General features: G+C 71.7%; 7 protein-coding genes. 1 reads left to right on the top strand and 6 read right to left on the bottom strand.

Translation table 11 applies throughout. From position 1 onward, the window contains the following. Window positions 1-4 precede the first annotated feature (4 nt). From C503_RS0100275 to C503_RS0100260, 4 genes are read right to left on the bottom strand one after another with little or no spacing between them, the layout of a single operon-like run. Window positions 5-676, bottom strand: a complete 672-nt coding sequence (locus C503_RS0100275; RefSeq protein WP_018680186.1) for an aspartate/glutamate racemase family protein — start codon at window positions 674-676, stop codon at window positions 5-7. Next, window positions 673-7,566, bottom strand: coding sequence for an amino acid adenylation domain-containing protein (locus tag C503_RS0100270; protein WP_018680185.1), 6,894 nt, complete (start codon window positions 7,564-7,566; stop codon window positions 673-675). Before C503_RS0100270 ends, C503_RS0100275 begins: the two co-directional genes overlap by 4 nt. Next, entirely contained in the window at window positions 7,563-14,093 is a 6,531-nt protein-coding gene (locus tag C503_RS37125; RefSeq protein ID WP_018680184.1) for a non-ribosomal peptide synthetase, read from the bottom strand. Before C503_RS37125 ends, C503_RS0100270 begins: the two co-directional genes overlap by 4 nt. A gap of 17 nt (window positions 14,094-14,110) precedes the next feature. After that, the gene (locus C503_RS0100260; RefSeq protein ID WP_156892875.1) at window positions 14,111-16,030 is read right to left on the bottom strand and encodes a B12-binding domain-containing radical SAM protein; all 1,920 of its coding nucleotides are present in this window, start codon (window positions 16,028-16,030) and stop codon (window positions 14,111-14,113) included. A gap of 250 nt (window positions 16,031-16,280) precedes the next feature. Here C503_RS0100260 and C503_RS0100255 point away from each other — a divergent pair, with 250 nt between their 5' ends. Then, a complete protein-coding gene (locus tag C503_RS0100255) occupies window positions 16,281-17,447 on the top strand; it encodes a MalY/PatB family protein (RefSeq protein ID WP_018680182.1) in 1,167 nt (388 codons plus the stop codon). Between the two features lie 2 nt (window positions 17,448-17,449). On the opposite strand, the gene C503_RS0100250 is transcribed toward C503_RS0100255, so the two are convergent. Then, complete coding sequence (locus C503_RS0100250; RefSeq protein WP_018680181.1) at window positions 17,450-18,652, bottom strand: MFS transporter; 1,203 nt, start codon at window positions 18,650-18,652, stop codon at window positions 17,450-17,452. A gap of 17 nt (window positions 18,653-18,669) precedes the next feature. Further along, on the bottom strand, window positions 18,670-19,461 hold the full coding sequence (locus tag C503_RS37120; RefSeq protein WP_483756918.1) for a winged helix-turn-helix transcriptional regulator: 792 nt from the start codon (window positions 19,459-19,461) through the stop codon (window positions 18,670-18,672). Window positions 19,462-19,760: the final 299 nt, after the last annotated feature.

Below are 19,760 nucleotides of genomic sequence, written 5' to 3'. Positions count from 1 at the left end.
TCTCCTACAACACGTCCAACACCGACCTGGCCAACACATCCGCGACGTCCAGTACCGGCACCGGCAGATCGACCCCCGGGGCGATGACCGAGAGCTCGGTGCAGCCCAGCAGGACGCAGTCCGGTTCCGCACCGAGCCGTCGCACCAGCCACTCGGTCAGATCCGCGCGGAGCGACTCGGCGGGCGAGTGGCGTTTGACGGCGTCGATGAGACCGTCGATCACGCGTTGCCCGGCCGGGTCCGGGTACTCGGGCTCGGTGCCGTTTGTGAGGTGGGGTTCGAGCAGGCGCAGGCAGGCCGTCGCCTCGGTGGCGAGGATCAGCGGGCGGCGGAAGCCCAGTCGATCCAGCGCGGCGCCGGTGTCGGACAGCAGGTCGCAGACGGGGACGCGCACGGCCGCGGCGATGTCGTCGCGGTAGGCGTGGGTGGTCACCGAGGGGATGGCCACGACCCCGGCGCCCGCGCGTTCGAGACGTCGGGCCGCGTCGATCAGGGTCGGCAGCGGGCTGGGGCCGGTGCCGACCAGGTGCGCGACGCGGCTGGGCACCCGCTCGGCCACCAGGACGACGGCCGGGTAGGTCTCGTCGGTGCTGGCCCCGCTCAATCGGAGCAGACGCTCGTAGAAATGGGCTGCGGCGATCGGGCCGACACCGCCGACGATGCCGATCCTGGTCATGTCGATCCCCCCTCGATCGCCCGCCGCATCAGCCGGGCCAGTTCGTCCACATGGGGCGGACCGGCAAGGTCGTGGTGGTTGCCCGGGATGTCGACCACGTGCAGCGCGCCCCGCGTGCGTCGACGCCAGCTCGACGGGTCCACCACGGGGTTGGTCAGGGTCGGGTGTCGTTCGCGGGTTCGGAACAACCACAGGTCGGCGGTGGCGGCGGTGGTGGCCCGGTAGCCGTCGGCCGCGCGGCCGTCGGCGGTGAAGACGTCGATCATGCGGCGGACCGTGTGGCTGTCGGCGCTGTCCGGCAGTCGGTTCTGGTCGGTCAGGTGCGCGGTCAGCAGGGTGCGCACGGTGTCCGCGTCGGCGTCCGCCAACCGTCCCTTCCCGACTCCCTGGACCAGCGCGAACCGGCTGAGCTCGTCGGTGTCGGCGTACCACCGCTCAGTCGCGTCCTTGGCGAAGTCCCGCGCGTCCAACACCCCGACGAAGTCCACCCGCTCGCCCTGGGACTCCAGCAGGGCCGCCATCTCCACGGCCACATTGCCCCCGAACGACCACCCGGCCAGCAGGTATGGCCCCGCGGGCCGTACGTCCCGCAGCTCACGCACGTACCGGTGCGCCATGGCCACCAGGTCGGTCGAGGGTTCCTCGTCCGAGTTGTATCCCGCCGCCTCGATCCCGTACACCGACCGCCAGGCACCGAGCAGGCGCGCGAGCTCGACGTAGCAGCACACTTCCCCGGACTGCGGGTGCACCAGGAACAGCGGCGGGTCGACGGAGTCCGCCGCGGCCAGCCGCACCACCAGACCGCGCGGTCGCCCGTCCTGGCGGGCCCGGACCGCCGCCGCCATCGCCTGGACCGTCGGGTTCAGGAACACCAGGTTCAGCGGCACCCGCACACCCAGGTCCCGCCGGATCGCCTCGACGAGCTCGACCGCGCGCAGGGAATGCCCACCGACCTCGAAGAAGTTCTCGTTCACCCCGATCGGTGCTCGGCCGAGCACGCGCTGCCAGATTGCCTGGATCTCCAGCTCGGATCGATCCCGTGGTCGCACCACCACGGCGGCCGGGGTCGGAGCAGGCAGCGAGCGCCGTAGCAGCGCTCGGTCCAACTTTCCGTGCGCGGTCAGCGGAAGCCGGTCGAGGTCGACGTATCGAGCGGGGCGCAGTTGGTCCGGCAGCCGCCGCGCGACCTCGGCGCGCACCGCGGCCGGGTCGGCCGCGGAGACCAGGAACGCGACCAGTTCGGTCTCGCCGACGTCGTGGGCGACCACGGCGGCCGCGGACACCCCGGGCACGTCCAGCAGGACGGCCTCGACCTCGGCCGGTTCCACCCGGACTCCCCGGATCTTGACCTGGTCATCGGCGCGGCCGCGGAACTCCAGCCGCCCGTCCGGCCGTCGCCTGCCCAGGTCGCCCGTCCGGTACAACCGGCTCCCGGGCGACCCGTACGGATCGGGCACGAACCGTTGCGCGGTCAACCGCGGCAGCCCGGGATAGCCCATGGTCAGACCGGGTCCGCCGATGTACAGCTCGCCGAGCGCGCCCAGGGGCAGCACCTGCCCGTCCGGGCCGAGCACCAGCACCACGGCACCCGGCCGGGGCGTCCCGATCGGCACCGGGTCCTCGGCGCCGACGCGGTGGTAGGTCGTGGTCAGGGTGCACTCGGTCGGCCCGTACTGGTTGACCAGGACGACATCCGGCCCCAGGCACCGCGCCCGCCGGGCCAGCGCCCCGGTCAGCTTCTCCCCGCTGGTCAACACGAGCCGCAACCGGGATGGCTCGCCCTCCACCGCGGTCAGGGCGGTCAACAGGGACGGCACCACCGAAAGCAACGCCGTCACTCCCCGGGCGACGATCTCCCGTCGGATCGCGTACGGGTCCTTGGCGGCGTCCTCGGGCAGCAACACCAACCGGGCCCCGGCGGCCAGCGGTCCCACGATGTCCCGGATCGCCGCGTCGAACGACACCGCCGCCAGCTGCAACACGACGTCGTCCGCCCCGACGCCGTACTCGCCGACCAGGTGGTCGAGATAGTCCACGGCGGCGGCGTGCGTCGTCGGCACCGCCTTCGGGCGCCCGGTGGAACCCGAGGTGTAGGTCAGGTACGCAACCGAACCCGGTGCCACGGCGGGCAACGCCGCGCCGACGTCGGCGGTGTCGGTGCCGGTGAACTCGGCGACCTCGGTCAGGACCAGGCAGGCGCCCGCGTCGGCGAGCAGCAGGTCGAGTCGATCCGACGGCTGTCCCGGCGGCAGCGGCAGGCAGGTGGACCCCGACTCGAACACACCGAGCAGTCCGACCACCAGGTCGATCGACCTCGGCAGCACCACTCCGACGACCCGGCCCGGCCCGGCGCCCCTGGCCCGCAGGCCCGCGGCCAGTCGGCGCGACCGAGCCACCAGCTCCCGGTAGGTGATCGACTCGGCACCGACCTGCACCGCGATCGCGTCGGGCCAGGTCGCCGCGCTCAACGCGACGAGTTCGTGCAGACACCGGGCCACGGGCAGCCGGGCCGGGCGAGGTTCCAGCGCGGCGGCCGTGATCGGATCCATCAGGTCCAGCGAGTTCAGCGGGCTGTGTGGCGCTTCGACGGCGGCCGCCAACAGCCGCAGGTAGGTGTCGATGAGCCCGTTCGCCGTGTCGGCCTCGTACAGGCCGCGCGCGAACACCAAGGTCCCGGTCAGCCGGTCGCCGGTCCGGCGCAGCGTCATCGACAGGTCGAACTTCGCCGCCGCGACCCCCGGCAGGACGGCCTCCACCCGGACCCCGGGCAGCCGCAGCCCGGCCACCTCGTCCTCGTCCAGCGCGAACATGATCTGGAACAGCGGATGGCGGCCGAGGTCCCGCTCCGGCCGCAGCCGGTCGACCAGGTGCTCGAACGGCAGGTCCTGGTGCGCGGCGGCCGCCAGCACGGCCGCCCGCACCCGCTCGACCGTCGCCGCCAGGTCCGCACCGACCTCGACGCGCAGGGCGACCGTGTTGATCAGTGGGCCGATCAGGTCGGCGAACTCGGGACGCTCGCGGCCACGACCGGCGACCGGCGCGCCGACCACGACGTCCCGCTGCCCGGACACCGTCGCCACCGTGGCCAGGAACCCGGCAAGCAGCACGACGAACGGCGTCGCGCCGAGCAGTCCGCCGCTCACCTTCCCGGCCAGGTCCTCGGGCACCACGAAGTCGACCAGTCCCGCCGACTCGTCGAACTCGACCGGGCGCGGGTGGTCGGTCGGCACCTCGGTCGGCGTGCTGCCCGCCAGTCGCCGCCGCCAGTACTCCAGGTCGGCCTCGTGCTCGCCTCGGCGGGTCGACTCCCAGCGCGTGAAGTCGCGGTACTGGACGGGGTTCGGGTGTTCCGGTGCGGCGCCGACCTCGCGCCAGAACACCGAAAGCGACCAGCCGTCGATCACCGCGTGGTGGAACACCACCGCGAGCAGGTGCTCACGCTCGGAGATCCGGACCACCTGTGCCCGCAGCAACGGACCGTTCTCCAGGTCGAACGGCCGAGCACACAGCTCCCGCACGATGTCCAGGGCATCGGACTCCGACCCGGCGTCCACAACGGATGTCCACAGTGGTCCGACCGCGCCGACCACCTGAGCCGGTTCGACGTCGAACACGAACCGCGTGCGCAGGATCTCGTGCCGCCGCACCACGCCCGATATCGCCGCGTGCAGGGCGTCGAGATCGAGCGCCCCGGTCAGCCGGACCACCGAGGGCACCAGGTAGTCGCTCCGACCGGGCCGCAACCGGTCCAGGAACCAGAGCCTGCGTTGCGCATACGACAGCGGAACGGCACCGCCGTCCCGTTCGATCCGCAACGGGGTAGCCGTGGGGGCCGTATCGATCGCCGTGGCCAAGGCCCGCACCGTGCGGTTCTCGAAGATCGCGCGCACCGGCACGTCCACGCCGAGCCGGTTCCGCACGGCCGCCACCACCCGGGTGGCCCGCAACGAATGCCCGCCCAGCGCGAAGAAGTCGTCCTCCACCCCGATGTCGTCGCGCCCCAGCACGTCCGCCCAGATGGCCGTGATCTCCCGCTCCCGGTCGTTCGCCGGTGCCACACCGCCGCCCGCACGGGTCGGCCGCGGCAGCGCGCGTCGGTCGATCTTGCCGTTGGGCGTGGTGGGCAGCCGGTCCAGTTCTACCACGATGTCGGGCAGCATGTGGTCGGGCAGACTCGCGCGCAGGGACTCCCGGACCTCCGGCCACCCGCCCCGCGGCCGGTCCCGCCACACCAGGTAGCCGACGAGCGCCCGGTCGAGGTCCACACCGTGGGCCATCACCACGGCCTGGGCGACCGCGGGATGCTCGCCGAGGCGGGACTCCACCTCGCCCAGCTCGATCCGGTGTCCCCTGATCTTGACCTGGTGGTCCCGGCGCCCGATGAACTCCAGGGTGCCGTCGTGGTGGAATCGGACGAGGTCGCCGGTGCGGTACATCCGGGCACCCGGTCGCGCCGGGTCCGGCAGGAACCGCTGCGCGGTCAGGGCAGCGCGGTTCGCGTATCCGCGCGCCACGCCCAGGCCGCCGATGCACAGCTCGCCGACGGCGCCGATCGGCACCGGCCGCAGCCCGTCGTCGAGCACCGACAGCGTGGTGTTGGCCAGTGGCAGGCCCAGTCCGACGGCGTGGCCCGGCGTGATCTCCTGCGCGGTGGACCAGACCGTGGTCTCGGTCGGCCCGTACACGTTCCACAGGTTTTCGACGCGTGACCGGATCTCCGCCGCCAACCCGGCCGGTAGCGCCTCTCCCCCGCACAGTGCCCGCACCCGGCCGCCCGGCCAGCCCGCCGCGACGAGCATCGCCCAGCTCGCCGGGGTGGCCTGCACCACCGTCGCCCCGACCCGGGTGAGCGCCGCACCGAGCAGATGCCCGTCGACGGCGTCCGCGCGACCGACCAACTCGACCCGGGCACCCGCGGCCAGCGGGACGAGCAGTTCGAGCACGGCGATGTCGAACGTGGGCGTGGTGATCGCACCGACCACTTCCGACGCGGTCAGACCGATGCGCTCGATCATGTCGGTGGTCAGGTTCAGCACGGCTCGGTGCGGGACGACCACGCCTTTGGGCCGACCTGTCGAACCGGAGGTGTAGATCAGGTACGCGGCCTGGGCGAGGTCGAGGACCGGCTTCTCGGGCGGAGAGGTCGGGGCGATCCGATCGGTCACGCCGATCACGCGGACATCCCCCGACACCTCGGTGTCCGTGATCACGAATCGGGCGCCGCTGTCGGCCAGCAGGTAGTCCGCCCGCCGGACATCCAACGGCAGGTACGCCCCGCCCGCGCGCCAGATCGCCAGCAGGGCGACCACGAGATCCACCGAACGCTCCAGGCAGACGCCCACCACGCCCTCACGGGGCAGACCCAGGTCGACCAACCGCGCCGCCAACCGGCCACTGCGGTCGACCAGGTCGGAGTAGGTCAGCTCCTCGCCCGAGCACCCGACCGCCACGGCGTCCGGCGTGCGCCCGGCCTGGTCGATGATCATCTCCGGCAGCGCGCGGCCACCGGGATCCCGTTCGACGCCCTGTCCCCAGGCCGCCAGGACGCGGGCCTCGGTCGGGTCCTCGATCAGCGCGAACAGGTCGCCGTCCGGCCGGGCGGTCAGCACGTCGAGCAACCACAGGTACCGGTCGACGAACCGCCGCGCGAAGTCGTGGTCGAACAGGTCCGTCGCCCAGGCCAGGACTCCCCGTCCGTCGTCGTCCAGGGTCAGGCTCAGGTCGAACTTCGAACGCCTGCCCGGCACGTGCGTCCTGGTCACCTCGGCACCCGGGAGCTCCAGGGCGACGGGCCCGGTGCCCTCGAAGGCGAACAGCACGTCGAACAGCGGGTTCCGACCCAGCTCACGTTCCGGTCGCAGCCGCTCGACCAGCATCGCGAACGGCGCGGCCTGGTGCGCGTACGCGCCGAGCGCGGTCTCCCGCACCCGGTCGAGGACGGCCGAGAAGGTGGTCGCGCCCGCGAGGTCGGTGCGCAGGACCAGGGTGTTCCCGAACGGCCCGAGCACCGTCTCCAGTTCCGGACGGTCACGACCGGACACCGGCGTCCCGACGATGACGTCCGCCTGGCCGCTGAGCCGCGACAGCAGCACCTTGAACACGGCGAGCAACACCATGAACGGCGTGACCCCGTGTCGTGTGCCGAGGCTCCGCATCCGCAGCGAGACCTCGACGGGAATCGTGAACCGCAGCTCCGCGCCCGCGTTCCCGATGGTCGCCGGACGCGGCCCGAGTGACAGCTCTGCGCAGTCCGCGAGCCGGTGCAGCCAATACTCCAGGTCGTTCGCGCTCGTCGACCGCTGCCAGTGCGCGAAGTCGCCGTATTGCACTGAGGGGACACTGGGTGCCGAGCCCACGTATCGAGCGGACAGCTCACGCCACATGAGGTCGAGCGACGGCCCGTCCGTCGCTATGTGATGCACCGTGAGCAGGATCAACCACGCCTGGGCGTCGTAGCGGATGACAGTGCACCGGACCGGCAGGTCGCCACCGAGGTCGAACGGGCGCTCGGCCGCCGACGCGGCCAGGTCGAGCGCGGCGAGCCGACCATCCGCGGTCAACCGGGTGACCGGCACCCGGTCCGGCTCCAGCACGATCGGCCGCGGTGTCCCGTCCTGCTCGACGAACACCGTGCGCAACACCTCGTGCGCGGCCACGAGCCCGGTCAGCGCGGTCTCCAATGCACCGAGGTCGAGCGTGCCGTGCACCGAGACGCAGTCCGGCACGTTGTACTCGGTGGAACCGCCCAGGATCCGGTCGATGAGCCAGATCCGCTCCTGCTCGTGGGAGGCGGGGAACGGTCCCGGCGGCCGTCGCGGGATCCCGGTGGACTCGACCGAGGCCAACCGGGCCCGCGCGGCCCGCAGCCGTTCGGCCAGCGACTGGTTCACCGCCGCTCACCCGCCTCGTCGGCCACGGCCCGCTCCACGGCCGTCGCCAGCGCCGCGATCGTCGGGTTCTCGAACACCAGCAGCAGCGACAGGTCGATGCCAAGCACCCGACGCAATCGGGAGATGATCCGACTCGCCAGCAACGAGTGCCCGCCGGACGCGAAGAAGTCCGCGTCGATCCCGTCGACCGGCAGGAACTCCGACCACACGTCCGCGACCAGCAGCTCGCTGTCGGTGCGCGGCGCACGTCCCGCCGCCGCCACCGCCCGGCGCCTCGGTGCGGGCAGTCGATTGCGGTCGAGCTTCCCGCTCGCGGTGCGTGGCAGCTCGTCGATGACCATGATCTCGCTGGGCACAAGGTACGGCGCCAACCGCTCGGCGAGGTGCTTGCGCAGCTCGTCCGGATCGGGCCGACGGTCCGCGGCGGGCACCACGTAGCCCGCGAGGACCTGCGCGCCGGTCGCCGGTTCCCACTTGCGCACCACCGCGTCCCGCACGGTGTCGTGCTCGGTGAGCGCGCACTCGATCTCGGCGGGCTCGATCCGCACGCCCCTGATCTTCAGCTGGAAGTCGGTGCGCCCGCGGAACGACAATGAGCCATCAGCGGTGCGCACCCCGCGGTCACCGGTCCGGTACAACCGCCGACCACGCCCGAACGGATCGGGCACGAATGCCTCGGCCGTCCTGCGCGGATCGTTCCAATAGCCCCGGGCCAGCCCGACACCGCCGATGTGCAGCTCGCCCTCCACGCCCTGCGGCAGGGGTCGTTGTTCGTCGTCGAGCACGTGCACCTGGGAGTTGGCGATCGGCAGGCCGATGGGCACCGTGTCGCGCGCGGCGTCCTCGGCCCGGCAGGTGTGCAGGGTGGCGTCGATGGACACCTCGGTCGGTCCCCACTGGTTGTGCAGCAGGCAGCCGTGCCGCCCCAACAGTTCGTGGAACCGGCCCACCAGCGCGGGCGGGAGTGCCTCGCCACTGGAGATCACGTGCCGGAGCGCGGCGAGCGCCGCCACGGATTCCCCGTCGAGTTCCTCCAGGAACAATGCGAGCACGGACGGCACGAACTGCACCACCGCCACTCGGTGTGCCACAAGCGCCCGCAGGATGGCCCTCGGATCACGGTGGACGTCCGGGTCGAGCATGACCACGGTCCCGCCCACCAGCCACGGCCAGAACAGCTCCACCGCCGAGTCGTCGAAGCTGAGCACGGTCTTGTGCAGCACGCCCTCGCCTGCGATCAGGTGGTGCTCGTGCTGCATCCACCACATCCGGTTGGCCCAGCCCCGATGCGTGTTGGCCACCGCCTTGGGCTCGCCGGTGGAGCCGGAGGTGTAGTAGAGCGACACCAGGTCGTCCGGGTGGACCCGCACGTCGGGCGCCGTCCCGGGGAACCCGGCCAGGTCGTCCAGGTCCAGGTCGGTCAGGCACAGCCGGGCCCCGGACCGGTCCATGAGCCTGTCCACCCGGGCGGGTGGCAGGTCGGGGTCCAGCGGCATGAACATCCCGCCTGCCTTGAGGATGCCCAGCAGGGCCACCGGCAGCTCGATCGAGCGGTCGAGCATGAACCCGACCGGCTCCCGCGGTCTCAGGCCGCGCGCGATGAGGTGGTGCGCCATCCGGTTGGCCAGCTCGTCGAGCTCCTGGTAGGTCAGCTGCCGGTGCCCGTGCACCACGGCGATCTCGTCCGGTGCGTGGTCGGTCTGGCAGGCGACCAGTTCGTGCAGGCCGTGGTCCAGGTCGAACTCGACGGCGGTGTCGTTCCAGGCGCCGAGCCCTTCCTCATCGTCGAAACCGAGTCGGCCGACCGGGGTGTCCGGGTGGTCGAGCACGGTCTCCAGGAGGGCGAGGTAGCGGCGCAGCAGGCGGTCTACAGTGGATTGATCGAAGAGGTCGGTGGCGTAGAAGGCACTGCCCGCCACGACGTCGCCCCGGTCGACCAACACCAGCTCCAGGTCGACCTTCGCCCCCATGAACGGCACCGGGTGCGCGCCGACCACCAGGCCGTCCCACCTCGCGGCCGCGGTCGAGTCATCCGGATAGGACAGATCGAACATCAGCTGGAACAGCGGGTTGCGGCCGAGATCGCGATGGTGTCGGAGTTCTCCGACGAGTTGCTCGAAGGGCAGCCCGGCGTGGCTGTACGCGGCGGCGGCATCGGCCGTGACGCCCGCCAGGAGCTCCGCGAAGCCCCGCCGCGGGTCCAGGTCGGCGCGCAGCACCAGGGTGTTCACGAACAGGCCTGCGAGCGGTTCGAGCTCGGGGCGGTCCCGGCCCGCCATCGAGGTGCCCACCGCGACATCGCGTTGTCCGGTGTACTTGGCGACCAGTAGCTGGAACCCGGTGAGCAGCGTGGTGAACTGTGTGGCGCCGCACCGTTTGGCCAGTGCCAGTGCCTTGTCCCGCAACGGTCCCGGGATCTCGAAGTCGATCTGGGCACCTCGGCCGGTCCACTGTTGCGGCCGTCGGTGATCCGTCGGGAGCTCCACGGGCGGGAGGTCGACCAGCCGGTTCCGCCAGTAGACCAGATCGTCCCGGTGTTGTTGCGTGTGTTGCCACGCGGCGTAGTCGCCATACCTCAACGGGATCGGCGGCAGGGCGGACTCGGTGACCTCGAAGCGATGTTCGTTGTAGAGCACCGACAGTTCGCGCCAGAGCAGGTCGTTGGACCAGCCGTCGGTCGCGATGTGGTGCAGCAGCAGGGCGAGCAGGTGGTCCTGGACGCCGATCCTGATCAGGACGATCCGGAACGGGGCGGAACAGGCGAGGTCGAACGGGCGGGTGGCCTCGTCGGCCAGCATCCGGTCCGCCCTGCGCAACGCCTGGTCCGCGGGCAGGGCCGAGTAGTCGATCAGCAGTGTCGGCGGCGGGACCGGCGGGTCGACCACCTGGGACGGCTCGTCGTGTCCCGGCTCGTACCGGGTGCGCAGGATGTCGTGCCGGTGGACGAGGCCCGTGACGGCGGCGGTGAGCGCGTCGACGTCCAGTGGCCCGGTCAGGCGCCGCGCGAGCGGGACGTTGTAGTCGCACCGGCCCGGCCACAGCTGGTCGAGGAACCACAGTCGACGCTGGGCGTAGGACAGCGAAGCCTGCCGGGCCGGGTCGGTGGTGACCGGGATGCCGACCGCGGCGACCACGTCCATCCCGGTCAGCCGGGACACCGCGTCCCGGGACAGGCCCGCCAGCAGCCCGGCCACGGTCGGAGTACGGAACACGTCCCGCAACCCGAGGTCGACCCCGTGCTCGGCCTTGAGCCTGCCCACCAGCCGGATGGCGAGCAACGAATGCCCGCCCAGCTCGAAGAAGTCCTCGTCCACCCCGACCCGGTCGGTGTCGAGCACCTCGGCGAACACCCCGCACAGCACCCGTTCCGCGGCCGATCCCGCCGTTCGGCCGGTCCCCTTCGGCGCCGGGACGCCGTGGTCGACGGTCGGCTGCACGGGAATGACCGGGACAGCCGGGACGACCAGGTCCCCGATGTGCTGTTCCGGATCGGTGCACGCGTCGTCGAGCAGGGCCAGCCAGGCGTCCACGTAGCGCAGCACGGTGTCGCGGTGGAACAGGTCGGTCGCGTACTCGACGGTCCCGTCGAGCGTTCCGTCCTCGCGGGTGACCAGGGTCGCGGCGAGGTCGAACTTGGCCGCCCCGGCGTCGGCGAGCCGCCACTCACCGGGACGGCCGTCGAGGGTCAGCACGGCGTCCGGGGTGTTGAGCAGGCCGAGCACCACCTGGAACAGCGGGTGCCGGGACAGGCCGCGCGCCGGGTTCACCCGTTCCACCACCAGGTCGAACGGGACGTCCTGGTTGGCGTAGGCGGCGAGGCAGCTCGCCCGGACCCGGTCGAGCAGGACGCGGAACGCGGGGTCGCCCGAGGTGTCGGTGCGCAGCGCGATCGTGTTGACGAAGAACCCGACCAGATCGTCCAGCGCCTCCTCGGACCGGCCTGCCACCGGACTGCCGATGACGATGTCCGAACCCCCGCCGAGCCTGGTCAGTATCGCCGCCAGGCCCGCCTGCAACACCATGAACAGCGTCGTGCCGGTCTCCCGCGCGAGGCTCACCAGCCGGGCCTGCAGCTCCGTCGGCACGGTGAACTCGACCAGGGCACCCGCATGGCTCGCGACCTCGGGGCGCGGCCGGTCGACGGGCAAGGTCGACTCGACCGGCGCGCCGTCGAGCCGGTCCGCCCAGTACTCCAGCTGGGACGCGGTGACTCCCGGGGCGGCGAGCAGGTCGTGCTGCCAGGCCGAGTAATCGAGATAGCTGACGGGCAGCGGCGGGAATGTGGGACATGTCCCGGTCGTCCGGGCCTGATAGGCATGGCCGATGTCCCGGGTGAGCGGGGTGAGCGACCAGCCGTCGGCCGCGATGTGGTGCACCACGATGAGCAGTGCGGTCTGCTCGCCGTTCCGCAACAGAATGGCACGCAACGGCAGCTCCCGTTCCAGATCGAACGGGACACGCGCGAAACGGGTCACCTCCGCGTCGAACCCCGCCGGGCCGCAGGTGCGGTCCGGCAGCGGCAGCTCCCATTCGGTGAGCACCACCTGGCGCGGTTCCCCCAGGTCGACCGGGAACACCGTACGCAGGCTCTCGTGCCTGGTCACGGTGTCGCGCAGGGCCAGCGCCAGCGCCTCGACGTCGACATCGGCGGGCACCTGGAACAGCAACGGCATGTGGTAGTCGGGCGTGTCGGCCCCGTCCATCCTGTTGACCAGCCACAACCGGCGTTGGGCCGCGGCCAGCGGCTGCGGGCCGGTGCGTGGACGAGCCGTCAGCGGCGGACGGACCGGCGCGGCCTGTTCGGCTGACAGCCGCTGGGCGAGCCGGGCCGGGGTCGGCGCCTCGAACAGGGCGCGGACCTCGGGCCGCACGCCGAACATCGGCTCGACCCGGGCGACCACCCGCGTGGCCAGCAGCGAGTGCCCGCCGAGCGCGAAGAAGTCGTCGTCGGCGCCGACCTCGGGCAGGCCGAGCACCTCGGCGAACAGCCCGCAGAGCAGCTCCTCGCCCGCGGACCGGGGACCCCGGCCACCGATCACCCGGTCCGGGTCGGGAAGCGCCCGCGGGTCGAGCTTGCCGTTGGCGTTGAGCGGGAGCTCGTCCAGGACCACGCACGCCGACGGGACCATGTAGGCGGGCACCCGGTCGCGGAGGTGGTCGAGCAGCTCACCGGGCCAGGACACCGGCTCGACCCGGGTGCCCCGGCGGGCGACGACGTAGGCGACGAGACTCCGGTCGCCGTGCGCGTCGGGGCGGGCGAGCACCCGGGCGTCGGCGACATCGGGCCGGTCGCGCAACCGGGCCTCGATCTCGCCCGGCTCGATCCGGAACCCGCGCAACTTCACCTGGTCGTCCCGGCGCCCGACGAACTCCAGCAGGCCGTCCGGCCGGGACCGCACGACGTCGCCGGTCCGGTACATCCGGGCACCGCCGCCCGCGAACGGATCGGGCGCGAACCGGTCGGCGGTCAACCCGGGTCGGCCCACGTAACCGCGCGCCACACCGGTTCCACCAAGGCACAGCTCGCCTTCCGGGACCGGGTGGAACTCGTCGTCGAGCACGTAGGTCCGCACCCGGTCCATGGCCGAGCCGATCGGCACCGGGGTGGGCACCTCGGCGGGGACCACGTAGAAGCTGGCGAAGATGGTGGCCTCGGTCGGGCCGTAGACGTTGACGACCGTGCCAGGGGCGCAGTGCCGCAGCGCCCGGCCGACGGCGGCCGGGGAGGCGGCCTCGCCGCCCATCCACACCTGGCGGATCCGGGAGAAGCTCTCCGGGTACTCCTCGACCATGACGTTGAACAGCGAGGTCGTGATGAACGCGCAGGTGACCGACTCCTCGACGAGCACCCGCCCGATCAGACCCGCGTCCAGCTCCCCCGGCGGCGCGACCACGACGCAACCGCCGCGCGACAGCGGCACCCAGATCTCGAAGGCCGAGGCGTCGAAGGCCAGCGGCGAGTAGTGCAGGACCCGGTCGGCCAGGCCGTCCCAGCACGGGTCCTCGGTGAAGGCCACCAGGTCGCCGTGGCTGACCGCGACGCCCTTGGGCACGCCGGTCGACCCGGACGTGTGGATCACGTAGACGAGCTGCTCCGGCAGCACGCTCGCATGGTGCGCCGGACCCGACAGCTCGCCGACCACGACGACCTCGACCGCCGGACCGCACTCGCGCCGGACCAGATCGGCCCGCTCGGTGGTGTCCACCAGGACGAGCGAGATGCGACACGCACCGAGGATCAAAGCGATCCGAGACAGCGGAGACCTGGGATCAAGCGGCACATAGGCGCATCCGCCCGCGACCACGCCGACGACCGCGGCCACGGCCGCGATCCCCCGGTCCATCAGCACGGCCACCGGTTGCTCCGGTGCACAGCCACGCGCGCGCAGCCACCCCCCGATCACCCCGGCCCGACGGTCGAGTTCGGCGTAGCTGAGCCCGGTGCCCGCGCACCGGATCGCGCACGCGTCCGGGTGGTGGGCGGCCCGGTGTCGGAACCGGGCGAGGACGTCGTGGGGAACGGACATCGGCGCACCTCCCTGGACTAGGCGTCGGCCGGTGGCACGGCGCTGTCGTTGCGGGCGCCGCCCCAGCGGCGCTCGGTCTCCCGGTGGATGTGCCACAGGTCGTCCTCGTCCAGGACGCGGGACACCACGCCGGGGAAGGCCTCCTCGAAGTAGATGTATGGCTTGCGGTTGTCCACCCGGGGCGAGTGGTAGTCGAGCTTGCCGCGCATGCCGTGCAGCCGGGTGATCGGCGTGGCCGGGTGGTAGGTCAGGATGTTCGGGCTGGCCAGGTCGACCAGGTTGTCGTCGATGAGCCTGCCGACACCCTCGATCGTCTCGTCGATGCTCGCCCTCGTCTCCCCGTTCAGTCCGAAGAGGACGGATGTGCCGACGCGCAGGCCGCAGGACTTCACCAGCGCGGTGGCGCGCCGGGCCTTGTCGTCCCAGCTCTGGTTCCCGGTGCGGCGCAGGTTCTTGTGGATTCCGTCCATCACCTGCGCGGAAAGGCTCTCGATGCCGATGTAGACGTAGGTGCAGCCCGCCGCGCGCATCAGCCGCAGGATCCGCGCGGACTCCTCGGTCTTGTGCAACGCGACCAGGCCGTCGACCGTGAACTGGGCTCCCCAGGTGAGATCGCGCAGCCGGGCATGGTCCTGCTCGTCGGGAAGCAGGCGACCGAGCAGCCCGTCGTGGTCCGTGCCCTCGCGCAGGTCGGCGAGCACGGTGCAGAATGCCTCGATGTCGCGGTAGTTCCCGCTCCAGAACACCGAATCGTCGAAGAACAGCGCCTCGGCGCCGTAGCCGACGTACTCGCAGACCAGCGCGACGCCGACGGCCACGTTGCGGAACTTCTTCAGCCCGTTCGCCAGTTTCGCGGACTCGGAACAGAAGTTGCAGTGGTAGGGACACGCGTTGGACACCATGATGTGCGCGGTCCGGCGGGTCTCGCCGGTGACCGGGTCGTCGAAGATCGGGAACCGGGAGCGGATCGCGAACGCCGCATAGGGCGAGGGCAGGGACTCCAGGTCGAGCGCCGGACCTTCCTGCGGATAGGCGTGCACCTCGGAGCGATCGAGGAGCGCGATCAACGAGCGCCCCGGGGCCTCGCCCTCCTCGCGGAGCAATCCGGCCAGGCAGTCGGCCACCTGCGCACGGCGCACCCAGCCGGTGTCCAGGTCCACCGCCAGCGCCAGGGCGCGCAGCAGCAGGTCAAGCGAGTGGTACGCCTCGCCGCTGACCAGCGCGTCGATCACCCGGGGCACCTTGCCCTCGGCGATCACCGCCACCGGGCTGCTCGGATCCCCGCGCACGGTCCCGTCCGGGTCGAGGCGGATCGTCTCGTCCACATGGCGTCCGCCCAGCACGACGAAGCTGTCCGGCACCTCGACCTTGACCAGACCCGCGATCTCCAGCGCGTAGCGGTGCGCAGGCGAGACGGCACTGATGAGCACGACCCGGGGCCGGACCTCGCGCAGCAGCCGGATCCAGCGGGTCCGCGCCTTCTCGTCCCAAACGCGCGGGTCGAACACGGTCTGGTCGGTGTTGGGCTGTGTCCCGTATGGACGGTAGCCGTCGTCGTCGACCGCGAGCCGGTAGTCCCGGCTCGGCCGGTGTGTCCACTCCGGAGCGAAGTCGTTGTAGTGCTTCGCGCCCGCGATCGGGCCCGCGTCGCGCACGGCCCGGTGCACCGCGACGCTCAGCGCGGCGTACAGGCACATGGGGTCGCCGGGATAGGTGATCTCGCCCTCCGCCTGGGTCATGACCGGCGCGAGCACCGACAGCAGCGGGAAGTAGCGGGTACCGGCTCGCCCGGCCGCCAGGTCGTCGGCGAGCCGACCGCGCCGCCGGGACAACCGCTCACGGAACTCCGGACGCGCAGGCCCGCGCGGGACGCGATGCACCCGGGCGGCCAATCGCTCGGAGGTTCCCGATTCCGTCAACTGGAGATCTACGATCATGGACATCCTCGGACTGGTCGCGGACTCGGATCATTCGACGAAACGCTGCCTGCGCAATCCATGATGGACAGTGGGTCGGCCCACCCCAGAACCCGCCACCGGCGAGAGTGTCAGCCGTCCCCGGCACCGTCAAGGAATGTTCAACGACCGCCACCGCGTGGTTGAGCGGGTGTCCGGATACCGGACCGGGCGCCCGACAGCCGGTATCCTGGGATCGTCTTTCCCTTGCGCGGAAACGAGGAGCGGCCCGATGACCGTGCACGACCCCGAGCTGGCGACACCGACGCACCGGGACGGCGAGAAATGGGCGAAAGCGGCCGACGGCGTGCTGCCCGCGTGGGTGGCCGACATGGACTTCCCGGTGGCACCGGCGATCCGGCGGGCCCTGATCGAGCGGATCGACACCGATCTCGGCTACCCCGCGTGGTTCAACGAGCCGGACGGCGCGCCACTGGGCGAGGTATACGCCGCCCGGATGCACCGCAGGCACGGCTTTCCTGTCGAGCCGACGCACGTGCGGCTGTTCACCGACGTCAACCAGGCGATCTGGGTCCTGCTGCACCTGGCCACCGAGGCGGGGGACGCGGTCGCCGTGCACACTCCCGCCTGCCCGCCACTGCTGGACGTGCTGCACGCGGCGGACCGGCCCGCCCGGCACGTGCCGATGGTCTCCGGCCGGGATGGCTGGGGTTTCGACCTGGAACGGCTCGACCGTGACCTGACCCGGGGCGATCCGGCACGCTGTCGGCTGGTGATCCTGGTGAACCCGCACAATCCGACCGGGCGCGTGTTCAGCCGCACCGAACTGGAGGGCCTGGCGGAACTGGTGCTACGACACGACCTGCTGGTCCTGTCCGACGAGGTACACGCCGACCTCGCCTATGCACCGCACCGACACCTGCCGTTCGCCGCGCTCGGCGCCGAGATCCGCCGCCGCACCATGACCGTCACCTCGGCGAGCAAAGCGTTCAACCTGGCCGGAGTGCGGTGCGCGGTCGCGCACATCGGCGTACCTGAGGTGCGCGCGGCGTTGGACGCCCAGCGCGGCCTGCCCTATGGCCAGGTCGGTGTACTGGCCGTCGAGGCGGTACGTGCGGCCTGGACCAGTGGGGACGCTTGGCTGGACGGGGTGCGCGCGACCTTGGCGGTCAATCGGCGAATCCTGCTGGAGGGGCTGCCCGCCGAGATCGGCCACCACCCGCCCGAGGCGACGTTCCTGTCCTGGTTGGACTGTCGTGGGTTGGGTGTCGGCGCGGACCCGGCCGGGTTCTTCGAGCGGGAGGCGAAGGTGATGCTGTTCTCCGGTCCCGCCTTCGGCCCCGGCGGGGACGGCTTCGTCCGGCTGAACTTCGCGACCGACCGGGGCGTCCTCACCGAGATACTGCACCGGATCCGCGGGGCCGTCGACCGCCTCTAACGTCATCGCCTGCTCTCGATCAGCACCGGGATGCCGCCCAGGGTGGCGATCACGGCGACGCCGACCAGGACCGGCGCCAGGCCCGCGTGGTCGAGCACGATGCCCCCGACCAGCAGGCCGAGCATCCCGGCGCCCATGGTCGCGGTGATGTCGGCCGCGATCACCTGCGCGCGCAGGTGATCGCCTGCCCTGGTGCTGCGGACAACCGTGCGCGGGCCGAGAGCCAGGCCATGGAACAGACCCGACGCCGCCAACGCGACCGCGACCGCGACGATCGGCAGCTCCACCGGCAGCAGCCACAACGGGAGGCCGAACAGCGCTCCCCACAGGGTCATCCGCGCCGCCGGAACGCGCCGGGCGAGCACCGCGGCGATGATCGTCCCGGCCAGGACGCCGCCGCCCCAGGTCCCGGTCAACACACCCGCGACGCGCGGGTTGCCGCCGTACCGGGTCAGCACCATGACCTGGAGGGCGACGACGAGCACCTGGAAGGTGATCTCCGCGGCGGCCCCGCCCACGCTCAACGCGCGCAGCAGGCGGTCGCGGACGATGCCCGACACCCCGGCGAGCGTGCCCGTGGTCTGCTCGACGACCGAGTTCGCGCCGTAGCCCCTGGTCAGCACGGCGACCGCGGTGAGGGTCAGCAGGAGCGCCACGGACTCGACGAAGAGCACGTCCACCGGGCCTGCCAGAGCGACGAGCACGCCCGCGACGCCGGGTCCGAGCAGGCTCGGGATCTGCACGGCCGCCTGCAACAGGGAGTTCGAGGATCCGAGCCGGGTCTCATCCGCGCCTGCCACCTGGGCGATGAGCTCCCGTTGCGCCGTGTAGTAGGGGGCGAAGAAGATGCCGACGAGGAACATCAGGGCGACCAGCAGGGGGAAGGTGAGCAGGTCGAGATGGTGTAGCACTGGCACCGAGGCAAGCAGCGGGACGCGGGCGGCGTCGCAGGTCAACAGGGTGCGACGGGGACCCCAGCGCATGACCCAGCGACCGCTGTGCACACCGACCAGCAGGATCGCCACCATCGGGGCGACGATCACCACCGAGGCGCGGGCGGGGGAACCGGTGGTGGCCAGCACGAACCAGGAGATGGCGAACCAGGTCATCTGACCGCCGGTGGCGGACAGGAACTGCGTGACCACCAGCGCGGGCAGCACCCGCCCACCGCTCACCCGCGTATCGACCGGCACGTCAGGTTCCATCGCTGCCGCCTCGCCCCTCATCCCCGCCCGGCAACGTCCCCGATCGAGGACTGCGTGCACCGACGTTCGAGCGATTCGGCGAACTCGCGCCAGTTCTCCGCGCAGGTGCGCGCGAGCTCCACCGCCATGTCGGCGCAATGTGGGGGAATACTATCCACCAGCCGGTCCCATTGCTCCGGGCCGACGGCGTTCAGGTGCAGCAGGCGCAGCAGCTGACGGCCTTCCTCGGTGAACCTCAGCGACGGGTCTCGGCGCAGCTGTTGCAACGCCAGCACCGGATCTCGGAGCAAGTGGTTGGCATCCTCCGCTCTCGCGTCGCCGTCCGGCCGCCGGGCCCGCAGCCGCGGCGGCAGGATGTCCTCACCTCGCCGCAACCGCTCCCGCACGTCGCGGACCGTGCCCGGGGAGATTCCCGCCTCCCGGGCGATCTCGCGCAGTGAGGCCGTCGGGTTGTCACAGATCAGGTCACTGGCCATCTGCCTGCCCGCGACCAGATCGCAGGGTCTGCTCCGACCATCGAGGCCGCGCCGGGTGTGCAACTGTTCGGGTTGTTCAGCTGCACGCCGCCGAATCGCACCGACCGTACTCGGCGCCAGACCGGCCACGGCCGCGATCGCCCGATCCGACCACTGCGGGTGCGACGTGACGATCCGCGCGGCCGCCGCCGCGCGGTCCGCGTGCCGCAACGGCAACCCGTGCCGGATGTTCGCCTGCACGGCCAGCACGAACGCGTCCGCCTCGCTCCCGTCGAAGAACCGCACCCCGATCGACTCCTGCCCCGCCAGCGCCGCGGCCCGCAACCGGTGCACACCGTCCAAGACCTGATAGGTGGGCCGATACACGACAATGGGCGGAAGTTCCGCTATCCGCTCGGCCAACATTCGCGCATACGGCAGATTCTCCGCACCGGTGCGCGGATGCCCCTCGACCGACAGCAGGGAAATCGGGACACACTCCGTCGGGATCCGACTCCCCGCACACTCCCGCAGGAACTCCCGCGCCCCCATGGGAGCGTGAAGCGGTGCCACCCATCCCCCCATGATCCCCCCAGCTGCATACGAAAAGACCACACGCGCCATGGGCGGTGTCGTGGCTCAGCGGTTCATGA

The organism is Actinokineospora enzanensis DSM 44649, assembly GCF_000374445.1.
GTDB classification, from domain to species: domain Bacteria; phylum Actinomycetota; class Actinomycetes; order Mycobacteriales; family Pseudonocardiaceae; genus Actinokineospora; species Actinokineospora enzanensis.
This window is presented reverse-complemented; position numbering and strand designations above follow the sequence as displayed.